General features: G+C 68.1%; 24 protein-coding genes and 1 riboswitch. Of the genes, 16 read left to right on the top strand and 8 right to left on the bottom strand.

Features of this window, described 5'->3' with window-relative positions:
* Positions 1 to 282: 282 nt before the first annotated feature.
* From B841_RS08445 to ffh, 7 genes are all read left to right on the top strand, one after another.
* Positions 283 to 3,156, top strand: a complete 2,874-nt coding sequence (locus B841_RS08445; protein WP_020935072.1) for a DUF4040 family protein — start codon at positions 283 to 285, stop codon at positions 3,154 to 3,156.
* Positions 3,153 to 3,515 carry a cation:proton antiporter subunit C gene (locus tag B841_RS08440; RefSeq protein ID WP_020935071.1) on the top strand — a complete coding sequence of 121 codons (363 nt, stop codon included), beginning with the start codon at positions 3,153 to 3,155 and terminating at the stop codon, positions 3,513 to 3,515. The genes B841_RS08445 and B841_RS08440 overlap by 4 nt, the downstream gene beginning before the upstream one ends.
* A complete protein-coding gene (locus B841_RS08435) occupies positions 3,515 to 5,128 on the top strand; it encodes a monovalent cation/H+ antiporter subunit D family protein (protein WP_020935070.1) in 1,614 nt (537 codons plus the stop codon). The genes B841_RS08440 and B841_RS08435 overlap by 1 nt, the downstream gene beginning before the upstream one ends.
* The gene (locus tag B841_RS08430) at positions 5,128 to 5,505 is read left to right on the top strand and encodes a Na+/H+ antiporter subunit E (protein ID WP_020935069.1); all 378 of its coding nucleotides are present in this window, start codon (positions 5,128 to 5,130) and stop codon (positions 5,503 to 5,505) included. The genes B841_RS08435 and B841_RS08430 overlap by 1 nt, the downstream gene beginning before the upstream one ends.
* Positions 5,502 to 5,759 carry a monovalent cation/H+ antiporter complex subunit F gene (locus B841_RS08425; protein ID WP_020935068.1) on the top strand — a complete coding sequence of 86 codons (258 nt, stop codon included), beginning with the start codon at positions 5,502 to 5,504 and terminating at the stop codon, positions 5,757 to 5,759. Before B841_RS08430 ends, B841_RS08425 begins: the two co-directional genes overlap by 4 nt.
* A complete protein-coding gene (locus tag B841_RS08420; protein ID WP_020935067.1) occupies positions 5,759 to 6,091 on the top strand; it encodes a cation:proton antiporter in 333 nt (110 codons plus the stop codon). The genes B841_RS08425 and B841_RS08420 overlap by 1 nt, the downstream gene beginning before the upstream one ends.
* 136 nt (positions 6,092 to 6,227) lie before the next feature.
* Positions 6,228 to 7,835 carry a signal recognition particle protein gene (ffh, locus tag B841_RS08415; RefSeq protein ID WP_020935066.1) on the top strand — a complete coding sequence of 536 codons (1,608 nt, stop codon included), beginning with the start codon at positions 6,228 to 6,230 and terminating at the stop codon, positions 7,833 to 7,835.
* A gap of 79 nt (positions 7,836 to 7,914) precedes the next feature.
* On the opposite strand, the gene B841_RS08410 is transcribed toward ffh, so the two are convergent.
* Positions 7,915 to 10,047, bottom strand: coding sequence for an acyltransferase family protein (locus B841_RS08410; RefSeq protein WP_020935065.1), 2,133 nt, complete (start codon positions 10,045 to 10,047; stop codon positions 7,915 to 7,917).
* Positions 10,048 to 10,381: 334 nt separating this feature from the next.
* Between B841_RS08410 and rpsP the strand changes: the two genes are divergently transcribed.
* Positions 10,382 to 10,885 carry a 30S ribosomal protein S16 gene (gene rpsP / locus B841_RS08405; RefSeq protein ID WP_020935064.1) on the top strand — a complete coding sequence of 168 codons (504 nt, stop codon included), beginning with the start codon at positions 10,382 to 10,384 and terminating at the stop codon, positions 10,883 to 10,885.
* A gap of 241 nt (positions 10,886 to 11,126) precedes the next feature.
* Positions 11,127 to 12,290, top strand: a complete 1,164-nt coding sequence (locus tag B841_RS08400; protein WP_020935063.1) for a TIGR04053 family radical SAM/SPASM domain-containing protein — start codon at positions 11,127 to 11,129, stop codon at positions 12,288 to 12,290.
* Here B841_RS08400 and B841_RS08395 read toward each other — a convergent pair.
* Positions 12,287 to 12,631, bottom strand: coding sequence for a cupin domain-containing protein (locus tag B841_RS08395; RefSeq protein WP_041632224.1), 345 nt, complete (start codon positions 12,629 to 12,631; stop codon positions 12,287 to 12,289). The two genes, B841_RS08400 and B841_RS08395, sit on opposite strands and share 4 nt — an antisense overlap.
* A gap of 92 nt (positions 12,632 to 12,723) precedes the next feature.
* Positions 12,724 to 13,512, bottom strand: a complete 789-nt coding sequence (locus B841_RS08390) for a class I SAM-dependent methyltransferase (protein WP_020935061.1) — start codon at positions 13,510 to 13,512, stop codon at positions 12,724 to 12,726.
* A 97-nt stretch (positions 13,513 to 13,609) separates the two neighbouring features.
* Here B841_RS08390 and rimM point away from each other — a divergent pair, with 97 nt between their 5' ends.
* From rimM to B841_RS08370, 4 genes are all read left to right on the top strand, one after another.
* Positions 13,610 to 14,113 carry a ribosome maturation factor RimM gene (gene rimM / locus B841_RS08385; protein WP_020935060.1) on the top strand — a complete coding sequence of 168 codons (504 nt, stop codon included), beginning with the start codon at positions 13,610 to 13,612 and terminating at the stop codon, positions 14,111 to 14,113.
* 1 nt (position 14,114) lies between these two features.
* A complete protein-coding gene (gene trmD / locus B841_RS08380; protein WP_020935059.1) occupies positions 14,115 to 14,960 on the top strand; it encodes a tRNA (guanosine(37)-N1)-methyltransferase TrmD in 846 nt (281 codons plus the stop codon).
* A 101-nt stretch (positions 14,961 to 15,061) separates the two neighbouring features.
* A complete protein-coding gene (locus B841_RS08375) occupies positions 15,062 to 15,784 on the top strand; it encodes a DedA family protein (RefSeq protein ID WP_041632223.1) in 723 nt (240 codons plus the stop codon).
* Positions 15,785 to 15,823: 39 nt separating this feature from the next.
* Positions 15,824 to 18,139: a Tex family protein gene (locus tag B841_RS08370; protein WP_020935057.1), complete on the top strand. Its 2,316-nt coding sequence runs from the start codon at positions 15,824 to 15,826 to the stop codon at positions 18,137 to 18,139.
* Between the two features lie 8 nt (positions 18,140 to 18,147).
* Here B841_RS08370 and B841_RS08365 read toward each other — a convergent pair whose 3' ends face one another.
* The 5 genes from B841_RS08365 to B841_RS08345 form a co-directional block, all read right to left on the bottom strand.
* The gene (locus tag B841_RS08365; RefSeq protein ID WP_020935056.1) at positions 18,148 to 19,251 is read right to left on the bottom strand and encodes a ThiF family adenylyltransferase; all 1,104 of its coding nucleotides are present in this window, start codon (positions 19,249 to 19,251) and stop codon (positions 18,148 to 18,150) included.
* On the bottom strand, positions 19,252 to 20,040 hold the full coding sequence (locus B841_RS08360) for a thiazole synthase (protein WP_020935055.1): 789 nt from the start codon (positions 20,038 to 20,040) through the stop codon (positions 19,252 to 19,254).
* Between the two features lie 6 nt (positions 20,041 to 20,046).
* Positions 20,047 to 20,247 (bottom strand): sulfur carrier protein ThiS, encoded by a 201-nt coding sequence (gene thiS, locus B841_RS08355; protein WP_020935054.1) that lies wholly within the window; start codon positions 20,245 to 20,247, stop codon positions 20,047 to 20,049.
* Between the two features lie 10 nt (positions 20,248 to 20,257).
* Positions 20,258 to 21,403 carry a glycine oxidase ThiO gene (gene thiO, locus B841_RS08350; protein WP_020935053.1) on the bottom strand — a complete coding sequence of 382 codons (1,146 nt, stop codon included), beginning with the start codon at positions 21,401 to 21,403 and terminating at the stop codon, positions 20,258 to 20,260.
* Positions 21,404 to 22,054 (bottom strand): thiamine phosphate synthase, encoded by a 651-nt coding sequence (locus B841_RS08345; protein ID WP_020935052.1) that lies wholly within the window; start codon positions 22,052 to 22,054, stop codon positions 21,404 to 21,406.
* Positions 22,054 to 22,167, bottom strand: a riboswitch (TPP riboswitch). Its footprint overlaps the gene before it by 1 nt.
* A 227-nt stretch (positions 22,168 to 22,394) precedes the next feature.
* Here B841_RS08345 and rplS point away from each other — a divergent pair.
* The 3 genes from rplS to lepB all read left to right on the top strand — a co-directional run bounded on the left by rplS (position 22,395) and on the right by lepB (position 25,186).
* Positions 22,395 to 22,739: a 50S ribosomal protein L19 gene (rplS, locus tag B841_RS08340; protein WP_020935051.1), complete on the top strand. Its 345-nt coding sequence runs from the start codon at positions 22,395 to 22,397 to the stop codon at positions 22,737 to 22,739.
* A gap of 218 nt (positions 22,740 to 22,957) precedes the next feature.
* Positions 22,958 to 24,343 (top strand): GntP family permease, encoded by a 1,386-nt coding sequence (locus tag B841_RS08335; RefSeq protein WP_020935050.1) that lies wholly within the window; start codon positions 22,958 to 22,960, stop codon positions 24,341 to 24,343.
* A gap of 66 nt (positions 24,344 to 24,409) precedes the next feature.
* Complete coding sequence (gene lepB, locus B841_RS08330) at positions 24,410 to 25,186, top strand: signal peptidase I (RefSeq protein WP_020935049.1); 777 nt, start codon at positions 24,410 to 24,412, stop codon at positions 25,184 to 25,186.
* Positions 25,187 to 25,192 lie beyond the last annotated feature (6 nt).

The following is a 25,192-nucleotide window of genomic DNA, read 5'->3' as shown; positions in this document are numbered from 1 at the left end:
GTGACCTGCGACCGGCCGGTGACGAGGTGTGATGATAGCCTTCTGTCTATGTTGCTGAGGGTCGAAGGGAACCAGGACGCGCCGAAACGGGCCAACCGTCGGCGACGTCACGGCGGAACCAACGGCTACACCACGTCCTGGGGGCCGCACCTGTCCGGTCTCGTTCCCTGAGCTGCGCGACTGGAATCCACGACATGTCAGTTCAGTGATCGACCCGTGCCTGCCCGCCCCGCCGCGGCGGGCGTCCGGGTCGTCACGTAAACCTCAAGAACCCGGAATCCGATGTTATTACTCATTCTCGCGTTACTTCTCGCGACGGTGGCATTGGCTCCGCTGGCGGCCCGGCTCCTCGGGCGCAACGCCGGTTGGGCGTTGTCTGTCCCGTTGCTGGCCAGCGCCGTGCTGGCGGCGGTGACCTACGTGCCGTCGTCAAGCGGGGCGCCGCACACCGAAAGCCTGACTTGGTTGCCCTCCCTGGGGGCGAACCTGACCGTCCGCATCGACGGCCTCTCCCTGATTTTTCTCATGCTGGTGCTCATCATCGGCGCCGGCGTGCTGATCTACAGCACCCGCTACCTGGGGAAGGGGCGCCCCTCCTCCTTCTACTTCTACATCAGCGGATTCGCCGCCGCGATGTCGCTGCTCGTGCTCACCGACGACCTCATGGTCTTCTACGTCGCCTGGGAGCTGACCACCTTCTGCTCGTTCTTCCTCATCGCGGACGCGGGGGAGAAGGGACGCCAACCGGCGATCCGCACGCTGCTGGTCACCGTCTTCGGCGGACTGCTGCTGCTGACGGCCACCGTCATCATGGCCGTGACCACCTCGTCGATGCGCATCAGCGAGATCCTCGTCGACCCGGTCTGGACCGACAGCCCCGGGCTGACCGCGATCGTCGCCGTGCTGCTGGCCGGCGCCGCGTTCACCAAGTCCGCCCAGTTTCCCTTCCAGGCCTGGCTGCCGGACTCCATGGTCGCCATCGCCCCAGTCTCTGCCTACCTGCACGCCGCCGCCATGGTCAAGGCCGGCATCTATCTCATTCTGCGGTACACGCCGATGCTCGGTGAGGTGGCCGTCTGGAACGTCCTGCTGATCAGCGTCGGACTGTTCACCGCGTTGTTCGGGGCGATGACCGCGATCCGCCGCGACGACTTAAAGGAACTGTTGGCGTACTCGACCATGAGCCAACTGGGCCTGCTCGTGGCGGTCGTCGGCATCGGCACCCCCACCGCCGTGGCCGCTGCCATCACCCACACCATCGCCCACGCTATTTTCAAGGCGGCGCTGTTCATGTCCGTCGGCATCGTCGAGCACGAAACCGGCACCCGCAGCTACGCCCAGTTGCGCACGATGCGGTTGAAGACGCCGGTGACCAAGGCCATCGTGGTCGTCTCCGCGCTGTCGATGGCCGGCGTCCCGCTGTTCTTCGGCTTCATCAGCAAGGAATACCTCCTGCAGGCCGGCGTCGCCGCGGAATTCCCGCCGAGCGCCGTGGTCCTCATCGTCGCGGCGATCACCGTGACCTCGATGTTCACCTTCGCCTACTCGCTGCGCTACATCATCGGCGTCTTCGGCGGCACGACAAAGACCCTCGCCGAGGTCGACGAGCCCGTCACGGTGCGGGAGGCCGCGCCGACTTTCTGGCTGGTCCCCGCGCTGCTGTCCCTCGCCACGGTCGTCTTCGGGCTGCTGCCGTGGCTGTTGGAAAACCCCGTCGCCGACGCCTCCTCCGCAGCGGCCGGCCAACCCTATGAACCGGGGCTGGCCCTGTGGCACGGCTTCACCGTCCCGTTGGGCCTGTCGGCGCTCATCATCGCCGTCGGCGCCCTCCTGGTGGTCTACTCCGGGCAGGTCGGCCAGGCGCTGCGCGCCTACCGGGCCCCGATCCGGGGCGTCGACGCGGTGGAATACCTGCGCCAAGGCACCATCGATCTGGGCGCGAAGCTGGTCACCGGACCCAGCGGCACGACCTCCATGCGCCGCCACCTGGCGGCCCCGATGCTGGGCCTGCTGGTCATCGCCGTGGTCGGCGTGTGGACCCTGACGGACATCCCCGACGTCGTCGCGGACCGCTCGCGGCCGCTGGACTGGATCTTCGTGCTCATCGTCGCCCTCGGCGTCGCGGCGTCCGTCTCCGCGAAATCGCGGCTGACCGTCGTCGTGGTCATCAGCATCGCCGGTTTCGGCGTGACCCTGTGGTTCTTCAGCCTCGGCGCCGCGGACGTGGCCACCACCCAGCTGACGGTGGAGATCCTCACCGTGGTCATCCTCGTACTCATCCTGCGTCGCCTGCCGGACCGCTTCACGCCGGAGACCAAGGCCGCCAACGTCAGCTCCATCGCCCTGGCCGCGGCCCTGGGCGTGGCGGCGATGCTCGCCGTGTTGGCGCTGACCGGCCGCCGCGAGAAGTCGGCCGCCGCCGAATACTATCTGCGCGAAGCCGAGAACGTCACCGGCGGTTCGAACATCGTCAACACCATCCTGGTGGAGTTCCGTGCCCTGGATACCCTCGGCGAACTGACCGTCCTGGGCTTTGCCGGCATCGGCATCTACGCGCTGCTGAAGTCGCGCCCGCTGCTGCCGGCCCGCCCCGCGCTGATGGACGAGGCCTCCCCGGTGCGCAGCGCACTGGCGAACTCCGTGTTCCTGCGCGTGACCACCCGCCTGATCGGCCCGCTGATCATCGTGATCTCCGTGCTGTTGTTCTTCCGCGGACACAACGAAACCGGCGGCGGCTTCGTCGCCGCCCTGGTGGGCGCGGCCGGATTCGGCCTGCTGTATCTGTCTGCGCCGACGGACCGGGCGGCGAAGGTCAAGTGGCCGTTCCTGGCGTTGATCGGCGCCGGCGTCGCCGTCGGCGCCGCCACCGGGCTGGTCGGTTACCTGGCGGGCTCTTTCCTCGAGCCGATCCAGTTCGAGGTCTTCGGCCTGGCCCAGACGACCTCCCTGGTCTTCGACCTCGGCGTGTACCTGGCGGTGGTGGGCATGGTGCTCACCGCGGTCAACATGCTCGGCGGGGTCCAGGACCCCGGCTCACCGGACGCGCCGCTGGAGCGCGAGCCGGAAGACCATGAACCCGATCCGATGGACACGGCGCCGGTCGTCGGCAGCACCGCCGCGTCCGCCGTCTCCGGCACAGAAGGGATTGACCGATGACACTCGCACTTTCCGTGGGGTTGCTGGTCGGCGGCGGCGTGTATCTGATGATGCGCCGCGACATGCTGCGCATCGCCCTGGGATTCACGTTGCTCAGCCACGGCGTCAACCTGATGCTCATTTCCGCCGGCGGCACCGCCTGGCGCGACGAACCTTTCGGCACACACACGGACACGGCCACGGTGGCCGACCCGCTGCCGCAGGCTTTCGTCCTCACCGCCATCGTGATCTCGTTTTCCATCTCGGTGCTGCTGTTCGTCACCGCGGCCGTGGGCCGCCGCAACGACAACACCCGCCCAGAAATCGACGAGCAGGACGGCGACCCCGCCCGTGACCCCGCTTCGGAGGTGAAGCACTGATGGACACCGGAATGTCCCATGACACGATCGGCGCCATGTTGGCGCTGTTCGTCGCTGTGCCGCTGCTGGCGGCCGGCCTGCTGGTCATCTTTCGCAAGGTCGTCTGGCTGCAGCCGGTCGTCTTATTCGCCGTCCTCGGCGCGTCGTTGGCGGGAGCACTTGCCCTCATCGCCGAACTCGCCGGCGGGGAGGTCATCGCCCACGGGGTGGGCAACTTCGCCTTCGGCGTGGCGATCCCCTTCGCGGCCGACATGTTCACCGCGCTGATGCTGACCACCACCGCGATCCTCGCCCTGCTCAGCGCCTGGTTCGCCGCCGCCTCCGGGCACCTCCGCGAACCTTTCTTCGCGCCCATGGTGCTGGTGCTCATGACCGGCGTGTACGGTGCGCTGCTGACCGCGGACGCGTTCAACTTCTTCGTCTTCATCGAGGTCATGCTGCTGCCGTCCTACGGCCTGTACGCCACCACGATCCACCGCCGCGGCGGGGACCTCATGCTCGGCGGCATGCGCCTGTACATCGCCGCCAACCTGTTGGCGTCGACGACGCTGCTGGCCGGCGTCGCGATGGTCTACGCCACCGCCGGCACGGTCAACCTCGGCCAGCTGGCGGGCGCCGCCTCGGAAGACCCGATGGTGGCCATCGCCATGAGCATCGTGCTGCTGGCGATGCTGACGAAGGCGGCCGTCGTGCCCGTCCACAGCTGGCTGGCGCGGACCTACGCCTACACCTCGCCCGCGATGACGGCCCTGATCTCCGGGCTGCACACCAAGGTGGCGGTCTACGCGATCTACCGCTTCTACGCGGTGGTCTTCGACGGCGACACCCGCTTCCTGTGGATCCTGGTCGCCCTGTTCACCGCGACGATGCTCATCGGCGTGCTGGGTGCGGTGGGGGAGAAGACCACCCGCTCGATCCTGGTGTTCCACATGATCAGCCAGCTCGGCTACATCCTCATGGGCGTCGCGCTGTTCACGGAGCTGGGCCTGACCGCGGGCATCTTCTACCTGGTGCACCACATGCTGGTCAAGGCGTCGCTGTTCCTGTCCACCGGCGCCGTCGAGGTCAAATACGGCACCGGTGAACTGGACAAGGTCACCGACATCGCCCGCCGGGAGCCGCTCATCGCGGTGTCCTTCTTCGCGGCCGCGTTGTCGCTGGCGGGCATCCCGCCGTTCTCCGGCTTCGTGGCCAAGTTCTCCCTCATGCTGGGCACCTTCGAGGCCGGCCGCTACATCGCGCTGGCGGTCATGGTCATCGTCAGCCTGATCACGCTGCTGTCGATGCTCAAGATCTGGAACGGCATGTTCTGGGGCGATCCGAAGACCCCGGCCCCGGACCCGGCCGCCGGGCAAGACCCGGACGGCGAGGGCGCCACCTTAGGCGGCGGCGTCGCGCTGGTGACCCGCACCGAAGAAACCCGCACCGAGGACGACACTGAGACCGCCCCTCGTCGGCGCATCAGCCTGTGGTTGGCGGCCCCGGCGGCCATCCTCGCGCTGTTGACCCTGGCGATCGGGCTCGGCGGAGAAGTCCTGCTCGGCTGGGCGGAAACCGCCGCCCATGGCCTGATGGACACCACCGGCTACGTGGAGGCGGTGAGCAACTCCTAATGACGAACATACTTTCCTGGCCGTTCCGCGTGATCGGATTCTGGCTCTGGTACCTCAAAGAATTCCTGACCTCGAACATGTCGGTGCTCAAAGACATCGTCACGCCCGGACACCTGTCGACGCCCGGCATCGCGCGCTACGAGTGCCGCAGCCTGACCGACGGCTACTACACGCTGTTCGCGGCGTTGGTGACCGTCACCCCGGGCACGCTGGTCGTCGGCGCGGCGGAGACCACCGACGAGGGCGTGCGCGTCATGTACGTCCACGGCATGTACAACGAATCGGCCGACGAGCTGCGCGCAGACCTCCGCGACATGGAGGAACGCATGCTCAAAGGGCTGATGCTGCAGCCGAAGTTCAACGAAGGAGCGCAATGACAGTCATCAACATCGCGATCGTCATCATCGGCCTGACGGCGCTGCCCGGCGCCTACCGGATGCTGATGGGCCCGACCCGCGCCGACCGGGTGTCCGCGGCCGACTTCCTGCTGTTCATCCTGGTGGCGCTGCTGGCGCTGGTCGGCGTGTCCAAGGCCAGCGGCTTCACCTTCGACCTGGTGTTCGTCGCGGCGCTCGTGGGCTTCCTCAGCGCAGTCTCGCTGTCGCGCGCACTGATGAGGGGGACCCGCTGATGGATGCCCTGACCATAATCGCCAACATCCTCGTCATTCTCGGCGCCGTCAACCTCGCCGTCTGCGGCGCGGGCATGCTGTATTTCCGGGACGTCTTCGCCCGGATGTCGGTGCTGGGCACCGCCTCCGGGTTCGGCGTCAGCTTCATCGTCATCGGTGCGTTCCTGCTCGACCCGAGCTGGTGGAACGCGCTGGTCGGAGTGGCCGCCGTGATCCTGTTGATCGGCACCTCCGCCATCGGTTCGACCCTGATCGCACGTTCGGCGCTGCTGCGCGGCAACCGGATCGTGGATCAGCGCTTCAATGAAGCGGAGGTGGAGACAACTTCCTAGGACGGCCGCGCCCCGGGGCGCGGCCGGGAAAGATGTGACTGTCGCGCAGGTGACCGGCTAAGCTGTAGCGGATACCGGATCTGCCGGTCACCTGATTGACCCTGATCGACGAACGCCACGCTAGGGAGTGCACAACGTGTTTGAGTCTCTGTCCGACCGCCTCCAATCATCCCTCAAGGGGCTGCGGGGCAAGGGCAAGCTGACCGAAGAGGACATCAACGCCACCATGCGCGAGATCCGTCTCGCGCTGCTGGAGGCGGACGTGTCGCTCGCGGTCGTGCGTGGCTTTGTCAAGCGTGTCAAGGCGCGCGCCCTCGGCGCCGAGGTGTCGGAGGCGCTGAACCCGGCGCAGCAGGTCATCAAGATCGTCAACGAGGAACTCGTCGACATCCTCGGCGGGGAAACCCGCCGCGTGCAGCTGGCGAAGAACCCGCCGACCGTGATCATGCTCGCCGGCCTCCAGGGCGCGGGTAAAACCACCCTGGCCGGCAAACTGGCCAAGTACTTCAGCAAGCAGGGCCACACCCCGATGCTGGTGGCCTGTGACCTGCAGCGCCCCGGCGCGGTGCAGCAGCTGGAGATCGTCGGTCAGCGCGCCGAGGTGCCCACCTTCGCCCCGGACCCGGGGACCTCGATCGATTCCCACGGCCACGAGATGGGCACCTCCCACGGCGACCCCGTCGCCGTGGCGCAGGCGGGCGTCGAGGAGGCGCGCCGCTCCCAGCACGACATCGTGATCATCGATACCGCGGGCCGTCTCGGCATCGACGAGACGTTGATGACCCAGGCACGCGACATCCGCGAGGCCGTCGACCCGGATGAGGTCCTCTTCGTCATCGACGCGATGATCGGCCAGGACGCGGTGACCACCGCGCAGGCCTTCGCCGACGGCGTCGATTTCACCGGCGTGGTGCTGACCAAGCTCGACGGCGACGCCCGCGGCGGCGCCGCCCTGTCCATCCGTGAGGTCACCGGCAAGCCGATCCTGTTCGCCTCCACCGGCGAGAAGCTCGACGCTTTCGACGTCTTCCACCCGGACCGCATGGCCAACCGCATTCTGGGCATGGGCGACATGCTCTCGCTCATCGAGCAGGCCGAGACGGTCATGGACCAGTCCAAGGCAGAGGAAGCCGCCGCCAAGATCGGCACCGGCGAAATGACGCTGGATGACTTCCTCGACCAGCTGCTCATGGTGCGCAAGATGGGCCCGTTGGGCAACATCATGAAGATGCTGCCGGGCGGCAAGCAGATGAACGACATGGCCGACATGGTCGACGAGAAGCAGCTCGACCGGATTCAGGCCATCATCCGCGGCATGACGCCGGCGGAGCGCACGAACCCGAAGATCTTGAACGCGTCGCGCCGTAAGCGCATCGCGGGTGGTTCGGGTGTGACCGTGGCGGACATCAACCAGCTCATCGAACGCTTCAACGAGGCGAAGAAGATGATGGGCAAGATGGCCGGCCAGATGGGGATGGGCGGGGTGAAGCGTTCGGCGACGAAGAAGAAGCCGAAGGGTCGCCGCACCAAGAGCGGCAAGCGTAAGCCCGTGAAGAACCGGCAGTCCGGCGGCGGCATGCCGAACATGGCGCAGTTGCAGCAGATGCAGCAGCAGATGGGCGGCGGGGGCATGCCCGACCTGTCGCAGATGGGAAATCTGCCGAAGGACATGGACGGCATCGACTTGAATAACCTCGATTTCAACGAGGCCATGAAGCGCATGGGCGGCAAGAAGAAGTTCTAGGCGATCACTCCCGCACGAGCGTGGCGACGGCCCGTCTCACCGATCACGGTGGGGCGGGCCGTCTTCTTGTTTCCTGTCCTTAACGGCCGAGGGCCGGGCCGAGGTAATCCCACACCAGGCCACGCATCGACGAGGCATAGGCGTTGGAGATGTGGTCTTTATCCCGATAGACGGGGATGTTGCCGATGATCGGCGGGCATGTTTCAGCGGCGCAGAACCAGTCGGCGGTGTCTACGGCGACGGCGTTCGGGTACTGCTCGAGCACCGCTGCGGCGGGGTCCACTGGGGAATACACCTGCTCGCGGGGAATGGAGCAAGCGAGGATCGGATCCTCATGGTGGAAGAAGGTGTCTCCGCCAGCCTGGTGTTGCAGCAGGCATTGGTTCGCGTCTTCGACGCCGTCGGCCGGGGGGACGATCCAGGGGTTGTCGCGTAACCCGAGGAAGGGGATCTGGGAGTCGTCCAGGGCCCGCCAAAACGCCTCATAACCCAGTGGCACCGCGTCCGGCCCTGTGCCGTCCCAGTTCAGCGGGCGGGTGGAAGTGGAGACCACCGCCTCCGGATCCAAGTCGATGATCTGGGCCACGGCGCCTTCATTCCAGGCGGCGCAGTCGGCGTCGACGCCGAAATTTTCGCCCAACACCGTCGGGCAAGACTGCCGGAGGAAAGGGATGACCCGGAAACCGAACTCCTGACCGAGCTCATCCAGCGGCACCATCCACGTTTCCGCGTGGGAGCCACCTGCTAAGACGACCGTTTGCTCGGCCGCCGGGTCCCCGTAGACGCACGGATCCCCGTCGATGTTTTCGGTGGCGTAGCGGTCGTGCGGCTCATCGTTGTAGATCAGGCAACCGTCTCCTGCGGGAGCGGGAAAAATGTCGGAAACAAGGGCAAGGTCGGGGCGGGGGTCAACGCCGCCGGGAGCATCGGCCCCCGCGACGACGCGGGCCCCGGGATAGACCGCGGGGTCGAGCTCCTGGTCGTCTATGCGACTGAGATAGCCGGCGTAGAGCGGACCTACGCTGAGTAGAGTGGCGACCAGTCCCGCGACCATCACACCACCGGCTGCGCGACGCTGTCCGGGAGCTCGTCGCAGCGACTCGAGCGCGACCTTGGCGGGGGTTTCTTCGGCGGTCGGCCGGCGGCGGTGTTGCCGCAGCGGGGTTTCCACGAAGCGGTGCGTGACGTCCGCCAGGATCAGGGAGAGCGCGACCACGAGCACGCCCAGCCAGAGCGGGGGCGTCTCGTTGCCCGTGGCGGTGGTCAAGATGATCAGCAGCGGCCAGTGCCACAGGTAGAGCGAGTAGGCGACGTCGCCCAGCCAGATCGCCGGTTTGGAGGCCATCAGCTTCGCTGTGTTCCCGTGGCCGCCACCCACGATGATCAGCACGGCGCCGCTGATCGGGATGAGGGCGGCGGGGCCGGGGAAGGCCAGCGAGGTCGGAATGATCAGGCCCGTGACGGCGATCAGGGCCAGCCCCAGGCCGGTGGCCGGGCCGGCCAGGCGTCGCGGCAACTGCAGGTGCGGCAGGTACAGCACGAGCACCGCGCCCAGGGTCAGCTCCCACATCCGAGCGAACGTCGAGTAGTAGTTTCCCGGGGTGCCGACGAAGCCGTGGCGGCAGGCCCACGCGAAGGAGAGCACAGTGAGCAGGATCAGTATGGGCCCGGCCAGGCGGCGCACCCGTCGGCCGGTCCATCCGTGACGGCTGACCAGCCAGGCGAAGAACAGGGCGAAGGCGATCGCGAACAGGTAGAACTGCCCCTGCACAGACATCGACCACAGGTGCTGCAGCGGGGAGGTGTCCGCGGAGGCCGCGGCGTAGGCGGCCTGCTGGTCGATGAGCTCCCAGTTGAGGTAGTAGAAGAGGCTGGCGTTCAACTGTGACGTCAGCTCCGGGGTGATCAGCTGCGGCGTCAACCACCAGGCGAGGGCGACCGTCGCGATGAGCACCACGGCCAGGGCCGGGAGCAGTCGGCGCACGGTGCGCCACAACGGCCACCAGGGGTTTAAGGAGGCGTTGCGGCGGGCCGCGTAACGCAGCTGCGAGCCGAGGAAAAAGTATCCGGACAGGAGCAGGAAGACGTCCACGCCGCCGGAGACCCGGCCGACGAAGACATGGAAGATGACGACCAGTCCGATGGCGATGCCGCGCAGGCCGTCGAGTTCTGGCCGGTAGGTCGATGAGCGAGTGGTTGTGGTGGTGGACACCCGGCGAATCCTCCTCGCTGGCGATACGGCTATGTGGATATTGACGCAAATAGTCTAGCCGGGGCCCCGAACTCGGGTGGGGAGGGCAGAGCGTAGTCGGACGCAATTTCTTTCCGGACACCCGGGGCGGTACAATCTTTGAGGTTGTGTGCATGTCCTCGTCCGTGAGGGTGTGTCCGCCACATGAACCTGACGCTGCGTCAGCGCCGATCGCGATTATCCGTATCGCCCGGCCAGGCACGCGCAGCACAAGCAAAGGGCTGAACCGGCCCACCGCGCAGACGATGCGGGTGGGTGACTGTACTGCCCGGTGACCACATATTAAGGAGCCATCATGGCCGTCAAGATCAAGCTGCAGCGCATCGGTAAGATCCGCACCCCGCACTACCGCGTCATCATCGCCGACGCCCGCACCCGTCGTTCGGGCAGCGTCATCGAGAACATCGGCGTCTACGAGCCGAAGCAGGAGCCGTCCCGCATCGAGATCGATTCCGAGCGCGCACAGTACTGGCTGGGAGTCGGCGCACAGCCGACCGAGCCGGTGCTCGCCCTGCTGAAGGTGACCGGCGACTGGCAGAAGCACAAGGGACTTGAGGGCGCCGAGGGCACCCTCAAGGTCGCGGAAGAGAAGCCGTCCAAGCTGGACCTGTTCAACCAGGCCCTGGCTGAGGCCAACGACGCTCCGTCCGCCGAGTCCGTCGTCGAGAAGAAGCAGAAGGCCAAGGAAGAGGCGGAGGCCAAGGCCGCCGCTGAGGCTGAGGCTGCCGCCGCCGCTGAGGCCGCCGCCGAGACCGAGTCCGCTGAGGGCGAGGCCGAGGAGAAGAAGGACGAGGAGTAAAGCCTCTCCCGCTCCCTCGAGCTCTTCGGCGCCCCGTGCGAACCTTTACTGGTTCGGGCGGGGCGCCTTTGTGCTTTCCGACGGGCGGTGGACTCAAGGGCTGCGCCGCCCCGGCGGGGATCGCCGCCTGACCCCGTCTTCCGCTGAAGACCCACCCTGATTACCGGGAACCACCTTTAGTTCGGCTATAGTCGTTTTATTAGCCAATAGGTTGATTCTTGACCGACAAAAGGTGGAACCCATGACCGTCTCCCCGCCTCGGCGCTCCCGCGCGGTGCGCACCGTGCGCCACGACATCGCCAGCAAGCCTTTCATCGCCATCTGGGAGGTCACCCGCGCCTGCCAGCTGGTCTGTCAGCACTGCCGCGCCGATGCCCAGCACGAGCCCGCCCCGGGGCAGTTGAGCACCGAGCAGGGTAAGCGGTTGCTGGAGTCCTTGGCCGGGTACGACACACCGCGCCCGCTGGTGGTGCTCACTGGCGGCGACCCCTTTGAGCGGGGTGACTTGGAGGAGCTGACGGCCTACGGTACCGCGCTCGGCCTGAACGTCTCCTTGTCGCCGTCGGTGACCCCGCGCCTGACGCGGGAGCGCCTGGCCGGGCTGCGTGCCGCCGGGGGATCGGCGCTGTCGCTGTCCCTCGACGGGGCCTGCGCCGAGACCCATGACAGCTTCCGCGGTTTCGGCGGCACCTTCGACCGCACCCTGGAGATCGCCCGCGACGTCACGGACCTGGGCTACCGGCTGCAGGTCAACTCCACGCTCACCGCGGACAACGTCCGGGAGGCCCCGGACATGCTGGCCCGCGTGCTGGAGATGGGCGCCAAGCTGTGGAGCGTGTTCTTCCTCGTGCCCACCGGGCGCGGCAGCAGCCTGCGCGGCCTGAGCGCGCAGCAGCGGGAGGACGCGTTGTGGTGGCTGGCGGAGGTCGCCGACCGGGTGGCGATCAAGACGACGGAGGCGCCGCAGTATCGGCGGGTGGCCCTGCAGCGCCGACAGGGCGTGACCCACGAAGGTGGTGAGTTGTACCGGGAATTGACCGCGCGCACCGCCGAGTTGCTCGGCCCGAATGAGCGCCCGCGCACCCCGCGCCCGCCCATGGCGGTCAACGCCGGCAGCGGGTTCGTGTTCATCGACCACGTCGGCGACGTCTACCCCAACGGTTTCCTCCCCTTGCGCTGCGGAAACGTCACAGACGAGGAGTTGGCGGCGATCTACTCGCACTCGCCGGTGTTTCAGGCGTTGCGCGACCCCTCCCGATGGGAGGGAAAGTGCTCGGTGTGCGAGTTCGCCGACGTGTGCGGCGGTTCGCGATCGACGGCCTACGCCCTGACGGGCAATGCGTTGGCCTCTGACCCGACGTGCGCGTATGTCCCCGACCGCGCGGCAGAGGGGGCGGGCCGCTAGTCCTGCTGGTGACGCTCGCCGGTGAGCATCGTCAGCAGCAGGACCGCCACCCCTTGTGCGTCGGCGGGGCATTCCACCGCATGAATGACGTGCTCGCGCAGGTGGATCACCGTGCCCGGCTCCATGCGCACGCGTTCGCCGCCGCAGGTGAAGTCGAGCGTGCCGCTCAGGCACTGCACGGTGATGGGGTGGGCGGCCTTGTGGTCCGGCAGGTCCTGGCCGGGGGCGAAGGAGAAGACGATGAGATTGGCGCCGTCGCCCTGCAGCAGGCGCTTGACTCCGGGGCGGGGACGGTCCGGGTTCGGCTGCGGCGCCAGCTCCGGCAAGGCCAGCACGGTCATGTGGTCGGAGTCGCGCAGCTGACTGTCGCCGAAGGTCTCTGGGTCGTTGACGGGGATGATGTCGTCGGGTCGGTGGGTCATGGCGCTCCAATCTAGCGTTTGGTCAGGATCAGGCCGACGCCGCGCAGGTGTGCGCGGTGCTCGGTGAAGACTCTGCGCATGGCGAGGACGCGGCGGCGAACGTCCGGTTGCCGGGCGACGTTGAAGGCGATGCGTGCCACGCCGAAGACGCCTTCGTCGGCCACTAGGCGGCGTGGATCGAGAAGGCCCATGTCCGTGACGTAGGTGGCGGTGACCTCGAAGCCGGTGTCCTCGGCGAGGGTGACCCATTCGGCGATGGTCAGGGGGCGGGCGTTGACGCGGATGGTTTTCGCCAGCGTGGCGCGGATGTCCGTGGCCACGACGTCCGGAAGGTCGTCGGGGGTCAGGGCCATTTCATGCACGGCGTACGTGCCGCCGGGGCGCAGGAGACGGGCTGCTTCGGCCATGATCTCGCGTTTGGTGCGGTCGCCCTGCATGGTGAGCATCGCCTCGCTGAGGACCATGTCGGCGCAGGCGTCGTCGAGTCCGGTGGCGGAGGCGTCGGCGGTGACCGCCCGGTGGGGAGGGGCGAGGAGGTCGTCGAGCCGGGCGCTGGCTGCCGGGTCGGAGTCGACGCCGAGGTATCTCCCCGGCCCGCGGGCGAGGACGGCGCGGGCGGTGACGCCGAGGCCGGGCGCGAATTCGACGACAGTGCGGCCGGCGACGTCCGCTTGGTCGAGCAGCCAGTCGGTGGTTTCGCGGCCGCCGGGGCGCAGCACCTTCTTGCCCGCACGCGCGAGCAGCCAGTGGCCGCCGACTTTGTCCGCGGGGCGGTCGGAGCCGGGCAGGTGAGTGGTCATGGCGGAAACCTCCTGAAGAAATTTTAAGGTTAGCCTAACCTATCCATCCTGAATAGGGAAGTGTCATCTGTGGCGCCGACCGCTAGACTTTTCAGCCATGGAATTGATGATCGGCCGAGTGATCAAGTCGCACGGCATCCGCGGCGAAGTGGCCGTCGACGTGACCACCGACGAACCTGAGACCCGCTACGCCGTCGGCGCAGAACTCACCGGTCGGCAAGGCAACCGCGAGCAGTCGCTGACCGTGGCCACCGTTCGGCCGCACCAGGGCCGCCTGCTGGTCAAATTCGAGGAGATCCCCGACCGCACCGCCGCCGACGGCCTGCGCGGCATGCGCTTTTTCGCCGCCCCGCTGGAGGCCGACGACAACGACGACGGCTTCTACGACCACGAACTCGAAGGGCTGCGCGTCCTGCACGAGGGCGCCGACATCGGCGAGGTCACCGGCGTGCTGCACAACCCCGGCCAGGACGTCCTGGAGGTCCGGCTCACCGACGGCGCCGAAGCCCTCATCCCCTTCGTCCTGGCCATCGTCCCCGAGGTCGATCTCGACGCGGGCGCCGTGACCGTCACCCCGCCGGAAGGGTTGCTGGATCTCTGACATGCGCCTCGACGTCCTCACCATCTTCCCGGAATACCTCGAACCGCTGCGCCACGCCCTGCTGGGCAAAGCCATCGAACAAAAAATCCTGAGCATCGGCGTCCACGACCTGCGCCAGTGGGCCACCGACCGTCACAAGTCCGTCGACGACACCCCGATGGGCGGTGGCCCCGGCATGGTCATGAAACCGGAGGTCTGGGGCCCGGCGCTCGACGACGCCGCGGCCGGCGCCGGGCCCGTGGCGGAGACCCTTGACCTGACCACCGCCAGCCCGCACCTGAGCGCGCCGCGCCACGACGACTTGGCGGGCGTCGACACACAGACCTACGAGACGGGCGACGAGGACCGCTCCAAGCCGTTGCTGCTCGTGCCCACCCCCGCCGGAAAGCCTTTCACGCAGGCCGACGCACAAGCCTGGTCCACCGAGGAACACATCGTCTTCGCGTGTGGCCGCTACGAGGGCATCGACCAGCGCGTCGTCGACGACGCCGCGAACCGCTACCGGGTGCGCGAGGTCTCCATCGGCGACTACGTGCTCATCGGCGGAGAAGTGGCCGTCCTCGTCATCGCCGAGGCCGTCGTGCGCCTAGTCCCCGGCGTGTTGGGCAATCAGTCCAGCCACCAAGAGGACAGCTTCTCTGACGGGTTGTTGGAAGGCCCCAGCTACACCAAGCCCCGTTCCTGGCGCGGACTCGACGTGCCCGAGGTGCTCACCAGCGGCAACCATGCCCTGATCGACCGGTGGCGCCGCGACCAGTCGCTGCTGCGCACCCGCGCCGTACGTCCGGAGCTGCTGGACGCCGTGGAGCTCAGCGCCGCCGATCGCCGGGCGCTCGAGCAAGGCTGATCCGGGAGGGCTCGTGTCCGGGGCGGGGGAGCACTAGCATTGAGGCGGTGCTCCCCCAAGACCCTTCCCCGAAAGACCGCGACGCCCCGGCCGACGCGGCGATGACGACTGCCTCCGCTGCGCCCGCCGAGAAACAAGAACCGGAGCTGCCGGATTTCCTCGAAAATCCCGACCGCACCGACAAACTCCTGTTCGCGGCGTTGCTCCTCATGGGCCTCTGGTCGCTGGCGTTGATCCCGCTGCGCGCCTGGCTGCTGTCGCACCCGTTGGCTTACACCCTGATGGTCGGCGGCTACACCAGCGCGGTGGTCTCCGGGGCCAACGCCTCGGTGGGTAACGGCCACTGGCTGGTCTTTTTGTTGTGCACGGTGGTGGGGGCGGTGAAATTCATGCCGATCTACTGGGCGATGGGCCGCAAATGGGGTCTGGAATTCATCGACATGTCTCTGCAGTACATGCCGCGGGCGCACCGTGTCTTCCGTCGCGCGGTGGACTCGGAATCCCCGCGGCTGCTGGCAGGCACCGTGGCGCTGATCCCCGTCGCCTACCTGCCGGGCCCGGTGCCGGGCACAGTAGTCAACGCCGTGGCGGGGCTGCTGCGCATCCGCTTCTGGGTCATGCTGGCCATCAACGTCGCCAGCATCCTCGTCGTCAACGGACTGATGATGTGGCTGGGCTATAGCTTCGGCGACCAGGTGCTGGACGTGGTGGAGGTGGTCAACCGCTACCTGCTGTGGATCACCCTGGGACTGCTCGCGCTGATGATCTTCCGGGCCTGGTGGCGCAACCGTAAGAAGGCGGAGGCAGGCGAGCGCGGGAAGTAGACGGCCGACCACGTGGGCGTCCTGCCGTAGAATGATCAAATGATCTTCACCACCATCGCCCGCGAACTCGGCGTGCGCGACGACCAGGTCCGGGCCGCCCTGGACTTGCTCGCCGCCGGCAACACCGTCCCCTTCATCGCCCGCTACCGCAAGGAGGCGACCGGGGGATTGGACGACACGCAGCTGCGCGCCATCGAAGAACGCAACACTTACCTCGTCGAACTCGCCGAGCGCAAGGACACGGTGCTCGCCGCGATCGAGGAACAAGGCAAGCTCACCGACGCCCTGCGCGCCGAGATCACCGCCTGCGAGACCAAGGCCCGCCTCGAAGACCTGTACCTGCCGTACAAGAAGCGCCGGAAAACCAAGGCCGACACCGCCCGCGAGGCGGGCTTGGAGGCACTGACCGACCGGCTCATCGCCGATCCCGAGGTCGATCCCGCCGCGGTGGCCGAAGGCTTTCTCACCGACGGCTTCGCCGACGCCAAAGCAGCCCTGGAAGGCGCACGTGCCATCCTCATCGACCGTTTCGCCACCGACGCCGACCTCGTCGGCGAGGTTCGGGAGAAGATGTACTCCGAAGGGCGGATGACCGCCACGGTGATCGAGGGCAAGGAGACCGAAGGCGCGAAGTACAAGGACTACTTCGACTTCGCCGAACCCTTCACCGCCCTGCCCTCACACCGCACCCTCGCCCTGCTGCGCGGAGAAAAGGAAGGCGTGCTGCAGCTGACTCTCGACGCCGGGGACGACCAGGAGTACGAGAACCTCATCGCCGCGCGCTTCGACCTGCCCACCGCCCGCTCCGAATGGGTCGCCAAGGCCGTGCGCTTCGGCTGGCGCACCAAACTCCAGATCTCCTCCGGTCTGGACGTGCGCCTGCGGCTGAAGGAAACCGCGGAGCAGGGCGCGCTGGACATCTTCGCCACCAACCTGCGTGACGTCTTGCTCGCCGCCCCCGCCGGGCAGCGGGCCACCCTGGCGCTGGACCCGGGCTACCGCAACGGCGTCAAGTGCGCCGCCGTCGACCACACCGGCAAGGTGCTGGCCACCGCCATCGTCTACCCGCACCAGCCACAGAACCAGTGGGAGCGGGCCAAGCAGGAACTCGCCGGCCTGGTGGCCTCGCACGGCGTGGAACTGATTGCCGTGGGCAACGGCACCGCCTCGCGGGAATCGGAGAAACTCGCCGCCGAGGTCGCCGACCTGATCGCCGCCGCCGGCGGGACACGCCCCACCCCGGTCATGGTCTCCGAATCGGGCGCCTCGGTGTACTCCGCCAGCGAGATCGCCGCCGCCGAATTTCCCGACATGGACGTCTCCCTGCGCGGCGCGGTCTCCATCGCCCGCCGCCTGCAGGACCCGCTGGCGGAGCTGGTCAAGATCGACCCCAAATCCATCGGCGTGGGCCAGTACCAGCACGACGTCAACCAGACCGCCCTGGCCACGACGCTTGACGGCGTGGTCGAGGCGGCCGTCAACGCCGTGGGCGTCGACGTCAACACCGCCTCGGTCCCGCTGCTGGAACGCGTCGCCGGGGTGACCGCCACCCTGGCCACAAACATCGTCGCCCACCGCGACGAACACGGCGCCTTCACCACCCGCAAGGAACTGGGCAAGGTGCCCCGCCTGGGCCCCAAGGCCTTCGAACAGTGCGCCGGCTTCCTGCGCCTGCGCGGCGACAACCCGCTGGACGCCTCCGCCGTGCACCCGGAGTCCTACCCCGTGGTCGAACGCATCGCCGCGGCCACCGGCCTGGGCGTCGCCGAGCTCATCGGCAACACCCGCGTGCTGTCGGGCCTTCGCCCGCAAGACTTCGCCGACGAGCGCTTCGGCGTGCCCACCGTCACCGACATCATCGCCGAGCTGGACAAACCCGGCCGCGACCCGCGCCCTGAGTTCAAGACGGCCGAATTCCGCGACGGCGTGGAAAAGATCTCCGATCTTCATCCCGGCATGATCCTCGAAGGCGCGGTCACCAACGTCGCCGCCTTCGGGGCCTTCGTCGACGTCGGCGTCCACCAGGACGGCCTGGTGCACGTCTCCGCGATGAGCGAGAAGTTCGTCGCCGACCCACGTGAGGTCGTCCGCTCCGGGCAAGTGGTCAAAGTCAAAGTCATGGAGGTCGACGTCGAGCGTCAGCGCATCGGCCTGTCCCTGCGACTGGGCGACGAGCCCGGCCAGGACCGCACACCCGCCAAGCGGGAACGGAACAAGGGTGGGCGGGGCGGGGGCCGTGCCACAGCCAGTCAGAAGCCGCGCGGCGGCCGCCCGCAGAAGAATAACCCGCAGAAAAACAAGCAGGACAGCGGCTCCATGGCCGACGCGTTGAAACGCGCCGGATTCGGCAGGTAACCGCGGCCTTAAAGCCCGTTGACCCCGCCCGGCAGGCTGATCAGCTCCACGGACACCAGATCGGCGTGGGCGTCAACGAACTCCGCGCTGCGCCTGCCCGATGCGCAATAGACCACGACGGGCGCGGCGACCCCGTCCAACAGTGCCCTCACGCGCTCCGGGCTGACTTCCGACGTCGGCAGGTGCAGATCCGCGCCCGACGGGATGTCCGCGAGCAGCTTCTCGTGCGGCTCCCGGACGTCGAGTGCCCGCGCCCGGCCCTCCCGCACCAAATCCAGCAGTCTTGCCGCCGCCGGATCACTTTCCATCACCGGGGGAGCGGCGCAGGCGCCCGCCCCGTAGAAATCCTCCAGCTCGGTGACGGGCAGGCGCGCCGGGTCGGCGCGCACGGTGAAAGAGCGCAGAGAGGTGCCCAGGGCGTCGTAGCCGTAGACGCGGCCGGGCACGCTCTCACCGAGTCCGGTGAGGTGTTTGATCGCCTCGGTGGCCATGAGGTTGCCCACCACCGCCGTGGTCACCCCGAGCACGCCGGCGGTGGCGCAGTCCGGCGTGGAGTCCGCGGCCGGCTGGGTAGGGAAGAAGTCGCGCAGGCTCACGCCGCCGTCCACGCCCGGGCCGGAGTGCCACAGCGCGACCTGCCCGGCGTAGCGCAACACGGTGCCCCAGATCAATGGCGTGCCGGTGATCTCGGCGGCGTCGGCGACGAGGTATTTCGTGGCGAAGGTGTCGGAACCGTCGAGCACCAGGTCCACGCGCGCCAGCGCCGAGACGATGTTGTCCGGCGTCAGGCGTTCATGGATAGCGTCGATCTCGATGCCCGGCTGAATCTGGCGCAGCCGATCCGCGGCGGCGTCGACCTTGCGGCGCCCCACGTCGTGCGCGCCGAAGAGGATCTGACGGTGAATGTTGGTCAGGTCGACCACGTCGTCGTCGTAGAGCAGGATCCGGCCGAGGCCGACCGCAGCCAGCGACTGCATGGCGGGGCAGCCGAGGCCGCCGGCGCCGACGACGAGGACGCGGGCATCGGCGAGTCTCTGGGCCTGCGCCATGTCGAAGCCGGGCAGGTTGAGTTGACGGGCGATGCGGCGCAGTTCGTTGTCGGGCAGCGACATTTACAGCACCTGGTCGGCCCAGCTGGCCAAGCCCTCGAAGCTGGAGGAGGCCACGGCGTGCTCGCGTTTGGGGATGCGCCCGGCGGCGCGTGCCAGGCGGCCGGCCTCGACGGCGTGGCGCATCGCTTCGGCCATGGTCACGGGGTCCTGGCAACGGTTGATGGCGCTGGCCAGCAGCACGCCGTCGCAGCCGAGTTCCATGGCTAAGGCAGCATCGGAGGCGGTGCCCACCCCGGCGTCGAGCAGCACCGGCACGTTCGCCCGCGAGCAGATCAGCTCGATGTTGTGCGGGTTGAGCACGCCCAGGCCCGTGCCGATCGGCGAGCCCAGCGGCATGACCGCCGCGCAACCGACGTCCTCCAGGCGCGTGGCCACGATCGGATCGTCGGAGGTGTAGGCCAAGACCGTGAAACCCTCGTGGACGAGCGTTTCGCAGGCGTCGATGAGCTCGGTGGTGTCCGGCAGCAGGGTGTGTTCGTCGGCGATGACCTCGACCTTGACCCAGCTGGTGCCGAGCGCCTCGCGGGCGAGGCGGGCCGTGATCACGGCGTCGCGGGCGGTGCGGCACCCCGCGGTGTTGGGCAACGGGGCGATGCTCAGGCGACGCAGCAGCTCGAAGACGGATTCGCCGGTTGAGCCGGTGCTGGGGGAGTGGCGGCGCATGGCGACGGTGGTCAGCTCCGTGCCGGAGGCCACCAGCGCCTGCTCCAGCAAGTCGTGGGAGCTGGCGCCGCCGGTGCCCATCACGAGGTGGGAATCGAAAGTGACGTCGGCGATGGTCAGGGACATGGCTGCTTAACCTCCCTGCACGGCGGTGAGGACGTCGACCTCGGCGCCCTCGGCAATACGGGTGTCCGCCCATGCGGAGGCGGGCACGACGGCGCCGTCGAGTGCGACGGCGACGCCCTCCCGGGCGCCGACGATGTCGTCGACGAGCTCGGTGACGGTGGGGGCGGCCGCGGCGGTGTGGGACTCGCCGTTGACGGTGAACTTCATGATGGTCTCCTTATAGGTGGGAGTGACGGACAGGGGCGCAGGCACGGAGGTCGACGTCGGGACTCTCCCCTAAGGCGAGCCGGGCGCCGGCCTCCGCGCCGAGGGCGGCCAATAAGATGCCGTGGCGGAAATACCCGGTGGAGACCACCAGGTTCTCCGCCACCGCCCCGAGGTAGGGAAGATCGTCGGGCGTGCCGGGGCGAGCGCCGACGGTGGTCTCCAACAACGTGGTTTCCTCCACGCCCGGCGCCAGGGCGACCGCATCACGGATGAGGTCGTAGACGCCGCCCAGGCGAGGCTTCGGCTGGATGTCTTCGCGACTGGTCGCCCCGAGGGTCAGGGTGCCGTCGTCGCGCGGGATGAGGTAGACGGGCCGGTCCTCGACGAAGCCGCGGATCACCTTGCTCACCAGCGGATCGAGGGCGGCGGGCACCCCCAAGCGCAGAATGTCGCCGTAGACGGGGCGCAGCCGCAGCGGGTTGGTCTCGTCGAACCAGCCGCCCACGCGCCCGGCGCCGAGGCCGTTGGCCAGGATGACCTGGGCGCCGGTGGCATCGTGGCGGGTCCGCTCGCCGACGACCTCAGTCACCGCGCCCGCCCCGTCGCGGACCAGGTTGGTGACCTCGTCTGCGACGAACCGCACGCCCCGGCGCGTCAACGCATCGCGCAGCGCGGCGACCAGCAGTCTGGGGGAGACCTGGTGGTCGCCCGGGATGTGCACGGCTCCGGCGATGGCGGGGCTCAACGACGGTTCCATCCGGCGGGCCTCGCGCACCGTGATGCGCTCGACGGCCATGCCGTGGGTGTGCTGATACCGCGTCAGATCCTCTAAGTGGCCGGCGTCGGCGCGGTCGCCGGCGACGACCAGGGTGCCGTCGGTGCGGTGGCCGGTCGGCAGCGGGGTGGCGGAGTGGAGTCGGTCCACGAAAGACGGGTAGCGGGCCGCGGATTCCAACATGAGCGGAAACAGCGGTTCTTGGCGATACTGCACTTCGGCGGCCGGGGCGAGCATGCCGCCGGCGTGGTGGGTGGCCCCGCTCGCCGGGTCCGGGTCGAGGATCGTGACCCGGGCGCCCGGCACGCCACGTTCGGTGAGTTCAAAGGCGGTGGCCAGCCCGATCACGCCGGCGCCGATGACGTGGGCGGTCTGTGGCATTTAGAACGCCTCCACGATGCGGCGGGCATACGCCTCGGGGTCGGCGGCGTTCATCAGGCCACGCACCACGGCGACTCCGTCGACGCCGGTGGCGGCGAGGTCGGCGGCGTCGTCGGCGGTGACGTCGCCGATGGCGATCAGGGGGACCGGGGAGGCGGCGGCGAGGTCGGGGTATCCGGCCAGGCCGATCGGGGCACGGCCGGAGTCTTTCGTCGGGGTGGCGCGGAACGGCCCGCAGCCGAGGTAGTCCAGGGCGTCGGCCACGTCGTGGGTGGCACGCACCAGCTCCAGCGTGCCGGTGGTCAGCCCGACGACCGCGTCTGGGCCGAGCAGGGCGCGCACGTCACGCACCGGCAGATCGTCTTGGCCGACGTGGACGCCGTGGACGGGGGCGCCGCGGGCACGCAGGGCCAGGGCGACGTCGACGCGGTCGTCCACGAGCACCTTCGCCCGCGGGTTGATCTCGGTGACTGCTTCGGCGACGGCCGCGGTCAGCTCCGTCAAGGTGCGTGCGTCAATGGGTTTGCTGCGCACCTGCACTACGCCGGCGCCGCCGGCCACCGCGGCGCGGGCGGTGTCCACGACTCGGGCGGGGTCGCCTGGGCCGGTCACGAAGTAGCAGCGTAAATCCAGGTTTCGGGTAGGCGTCATGGCGGCATGCCCTCACTTCCTTCGCCGGTGCTAGCCGGACAGGTTCGAACGGTGTCTCGCGCGGGTTACAGCGCGATCTCAGCCCGATGCCTCGGGCGCCCGTGGGTGTGTCTGGGGTCATCTCACAGTGTCACATACTTGATCGACGGCTCAAGAGCCGGGCGGATATTTGGATTCAGTCGCGTCGGTGTGGGACAATGTGCCGGTTGACTGTGCGATCTCCGGACGACGTCCGGGTTTCGGCAGTTCGCGTGACTCTGTTTACGGATACGAACCGGTTGAGCCTCCCGCCAGGGAAGCGCCGCCAGGGTCCTCTGTCCCGAAAAGCTAAGGAATTGCAATGAGCAACATGATCGACAAGGTCGACGCAGCGTCGCTGCGCGACGACATCCCGGCTTTCCGTCCGGGCGACACCCTCGACGTGCACGTCAAGGTCATCGAGGGCGCCACCGAGCGTACCCAGCTGTTCACCGGCGTTGTCCTGCGTCGTCAGGGCTCCGGCATCCGCGAGACCTTCACCGTCCGCAAGGTCTCCTTCGGCATCGGCGTGGAGCGTACCTTCCCGGTCCACACCCCGAACATCGCCAAGATCGAGGTCAAGCGCAAGGGCGACGTCCGTCGCGCGAAGCTGTACTACCTGCGCGAGCTGCGCGGTAAGGCCGCCCGCATCAAGGAGCGTCGCTAAGCCGTCAGTCCCTTGAGGGGACGCGCTTCGACACCCCGTCGCAGACTGGCATACGTGCCGGTCGCGGCGGGGTGTCTTGCTTTCAATGAGAAACCGGGCATGTCGTGGGCGCCTGCGGTGGGGGCCAGTGCTATTTTTAGCCCGCCGGCACACCGCCGGTCAGCCGTAGGCCCGCCGTCGGAACCGGGACGCGGGCTCATCGAGAAACGGATTCACGCATGGACACCTGGGAGCAAACCCTAGGGGCAGGCCCCCTGCTCGGCATCGCCGCGGCGGGCATCGCCCTCATCCTCATCCTCATCATCAAGTTCAAGCTGCACGCCTTCATCACGTTGGTGCTGGTGTCCGTCCTCACGGCCATCGCCGCCGGCATCCCGCTCGGCGACGTCTACGACGTCTCCATGGCCGGGTTCCGCTCCACCCTCGGCGACGTCGGCATCCTCGTCGGCCTCGGCGCGATGCTGGGTAAACTCATCGAGCATTCCGGCGGCGCCCAAGTGCTCGCCGACACCATGATCAGGCGCTTCGGCGAAAAGCGTGCCCCGCTCGCGCTCGGCGTGGCGTCGTTGTTCCTGGGCTTTCCCATGTTCTTCGACGCCGGCCTGGTGGTCATGCTGCCCATCATCTTCGCCGTCGCCACCCGCCTGGGCGGGCCGGTCCTGCTCTACGCCATCCCGGTGGCCGCGTCGTTTTCCGTCATGCACGTCTTCGTGCCCCCGCACCCGGGGCCGGTCGCCGCCAGCACCTTCTTCGGCACGAACTTGGGCCTGCTGATCATCGTCGGACTGCTCGTGGCGGTGCCGACCTTCTATGTCACCGGTTATCTCTGGGGAAAGTTCGTGTCCAGGCGGTTTTCCTTCAGCGTGGACGACCTGCCCCGGGCCATCTTCGGCGGGGACGCCGAAGAGGTGAAGGATCCGCCGAAGGTCGGCACCGTCATCGCCATGCTGCTGTTGCCGATGCTGTTGATCTTCCTCAACACCGGCGCCGACTTCGCCACCAAGGCCGGCCTGATCGCCGGCGACGAGCTGTGGGCGCAGGCCTTCAGCATGCTGGGCACCTCCGGCGTCGCGCTGCTGATCTCCGTGCTGGTCGCGATCCCGGTGCTCGGGCTGCGCCGCGGTGAGACGGGCTCGGCGGTGGAAAAGATCCTCGACTCCTCCCTCGGCCCGATCGCCTCCGTCGTGTTCATCACCGGCGCCGGCGGCATGTACGGCGGCGTGCTGCGTTCCTCGGGCATCGGCGACGCGCTCAAAGACACCATGGACGGCATCGGCCTGCCGGTCATTCTCGCGGTCTACCTCGTCGCCGCCGTCCTGCGCGTCGCCCAGGGCTCCGCGACCGTCGCGCTGACCACCGCCGCCGGCCTGATGGCCCCGGCCGTGCTCGCCGGCGGGTTCAGCGACATGCAGATCGTGGCGATCACCATCGCGTGCGCCGCCGGCTCCGTCATCGCCTCCCACGTCAATGACTCGGGCTTCTGGCTGGTCGGCAGGCTCTTCGGCATGAACGTCTCGACGACGCTGCGCACCTGGACGATCCAGCAGACGCTGGAATCCGTCATGGCCTTCGCCATCGCCGCGGTGATCTTCCTGCTCTTCTGACGCGGCGACCGGGACATCGGATGCGGGCTGCTAAGCTCTGGCAGCGTGAGTGACACTTCCCGCCCGATGCCCGCAGACAACGACGATCCCGGTTCCGCTGCCGGATCCTCGGGGGCCACGGCCGCGGCGGAGAAGAAGCCCACCCCGTGGTACATCGAATTGCCGATCGTGGTGGTGCTGACCCTGATCATCATCGCGGTGCTGCAGACCTTCATCGGGCGGGTCTACCTGATCCCCTCGCAGTCGATGGAGCCGACGCTGCACGGCTGCGAAGGATGCACCGGTGACCGCATCTTCGTGGAGAAGGTCTCCTACTACTTCAGCGACCCGACTCCGGGCGACGTCGTCGTCTACGAGGGCACCGACTCCTGGGACATGGGATATGTCTCCAGCCGGTCGGAAAACGACGTCGTGCGTACGCTGCAGAACATCGGCTCCTACGTCGGCCTCGTCGCCCCGGATGAAAACAACCTGGTCAAGCGCATCATCGCCGAGGGCGGCCAGACCGTCTCCTGCCAGGAGGGCGACCCGTCCGTCATGGTCGACGGCCAACCCACCGACCAGTCCTTCGTCCTGCAGCCCCCGGCCTTCCCGGTGAACCCGACGACCGGTTCCGAGGCGTGCGGCGGCGACTACTTCGGCCCCCTGACGGTGCCCGAGGACCACTACTTCATGATGGGTGACAACCGCACCAACTCCCTGGACTCGCGCGCCCACATCGGCGATCCGCACCAGGGCGCCATCCCGGCGGAGAACATCCGTGGCAAGGTCCAGGCGATCATCCTGCCGTTCAGTCGCATCGGCACCATCGACGACCCGGACATCCAGCCGCAGCAGCTGTAGCGCCGG

It is taken from the genome of Corynebacterium maris DSM 45190, from assembly GCF_000442645.1.
GTDB classification, from domain to species: Bacteria; Actinomycetota; Actinomycetes; order Mycobacteriales; family Mycobacteriaceae; genus Corynebacterium; species Corynebacterium maris.
This window is presented reverse-complemented; position numbering and strand designations above follow the sequence as displayed.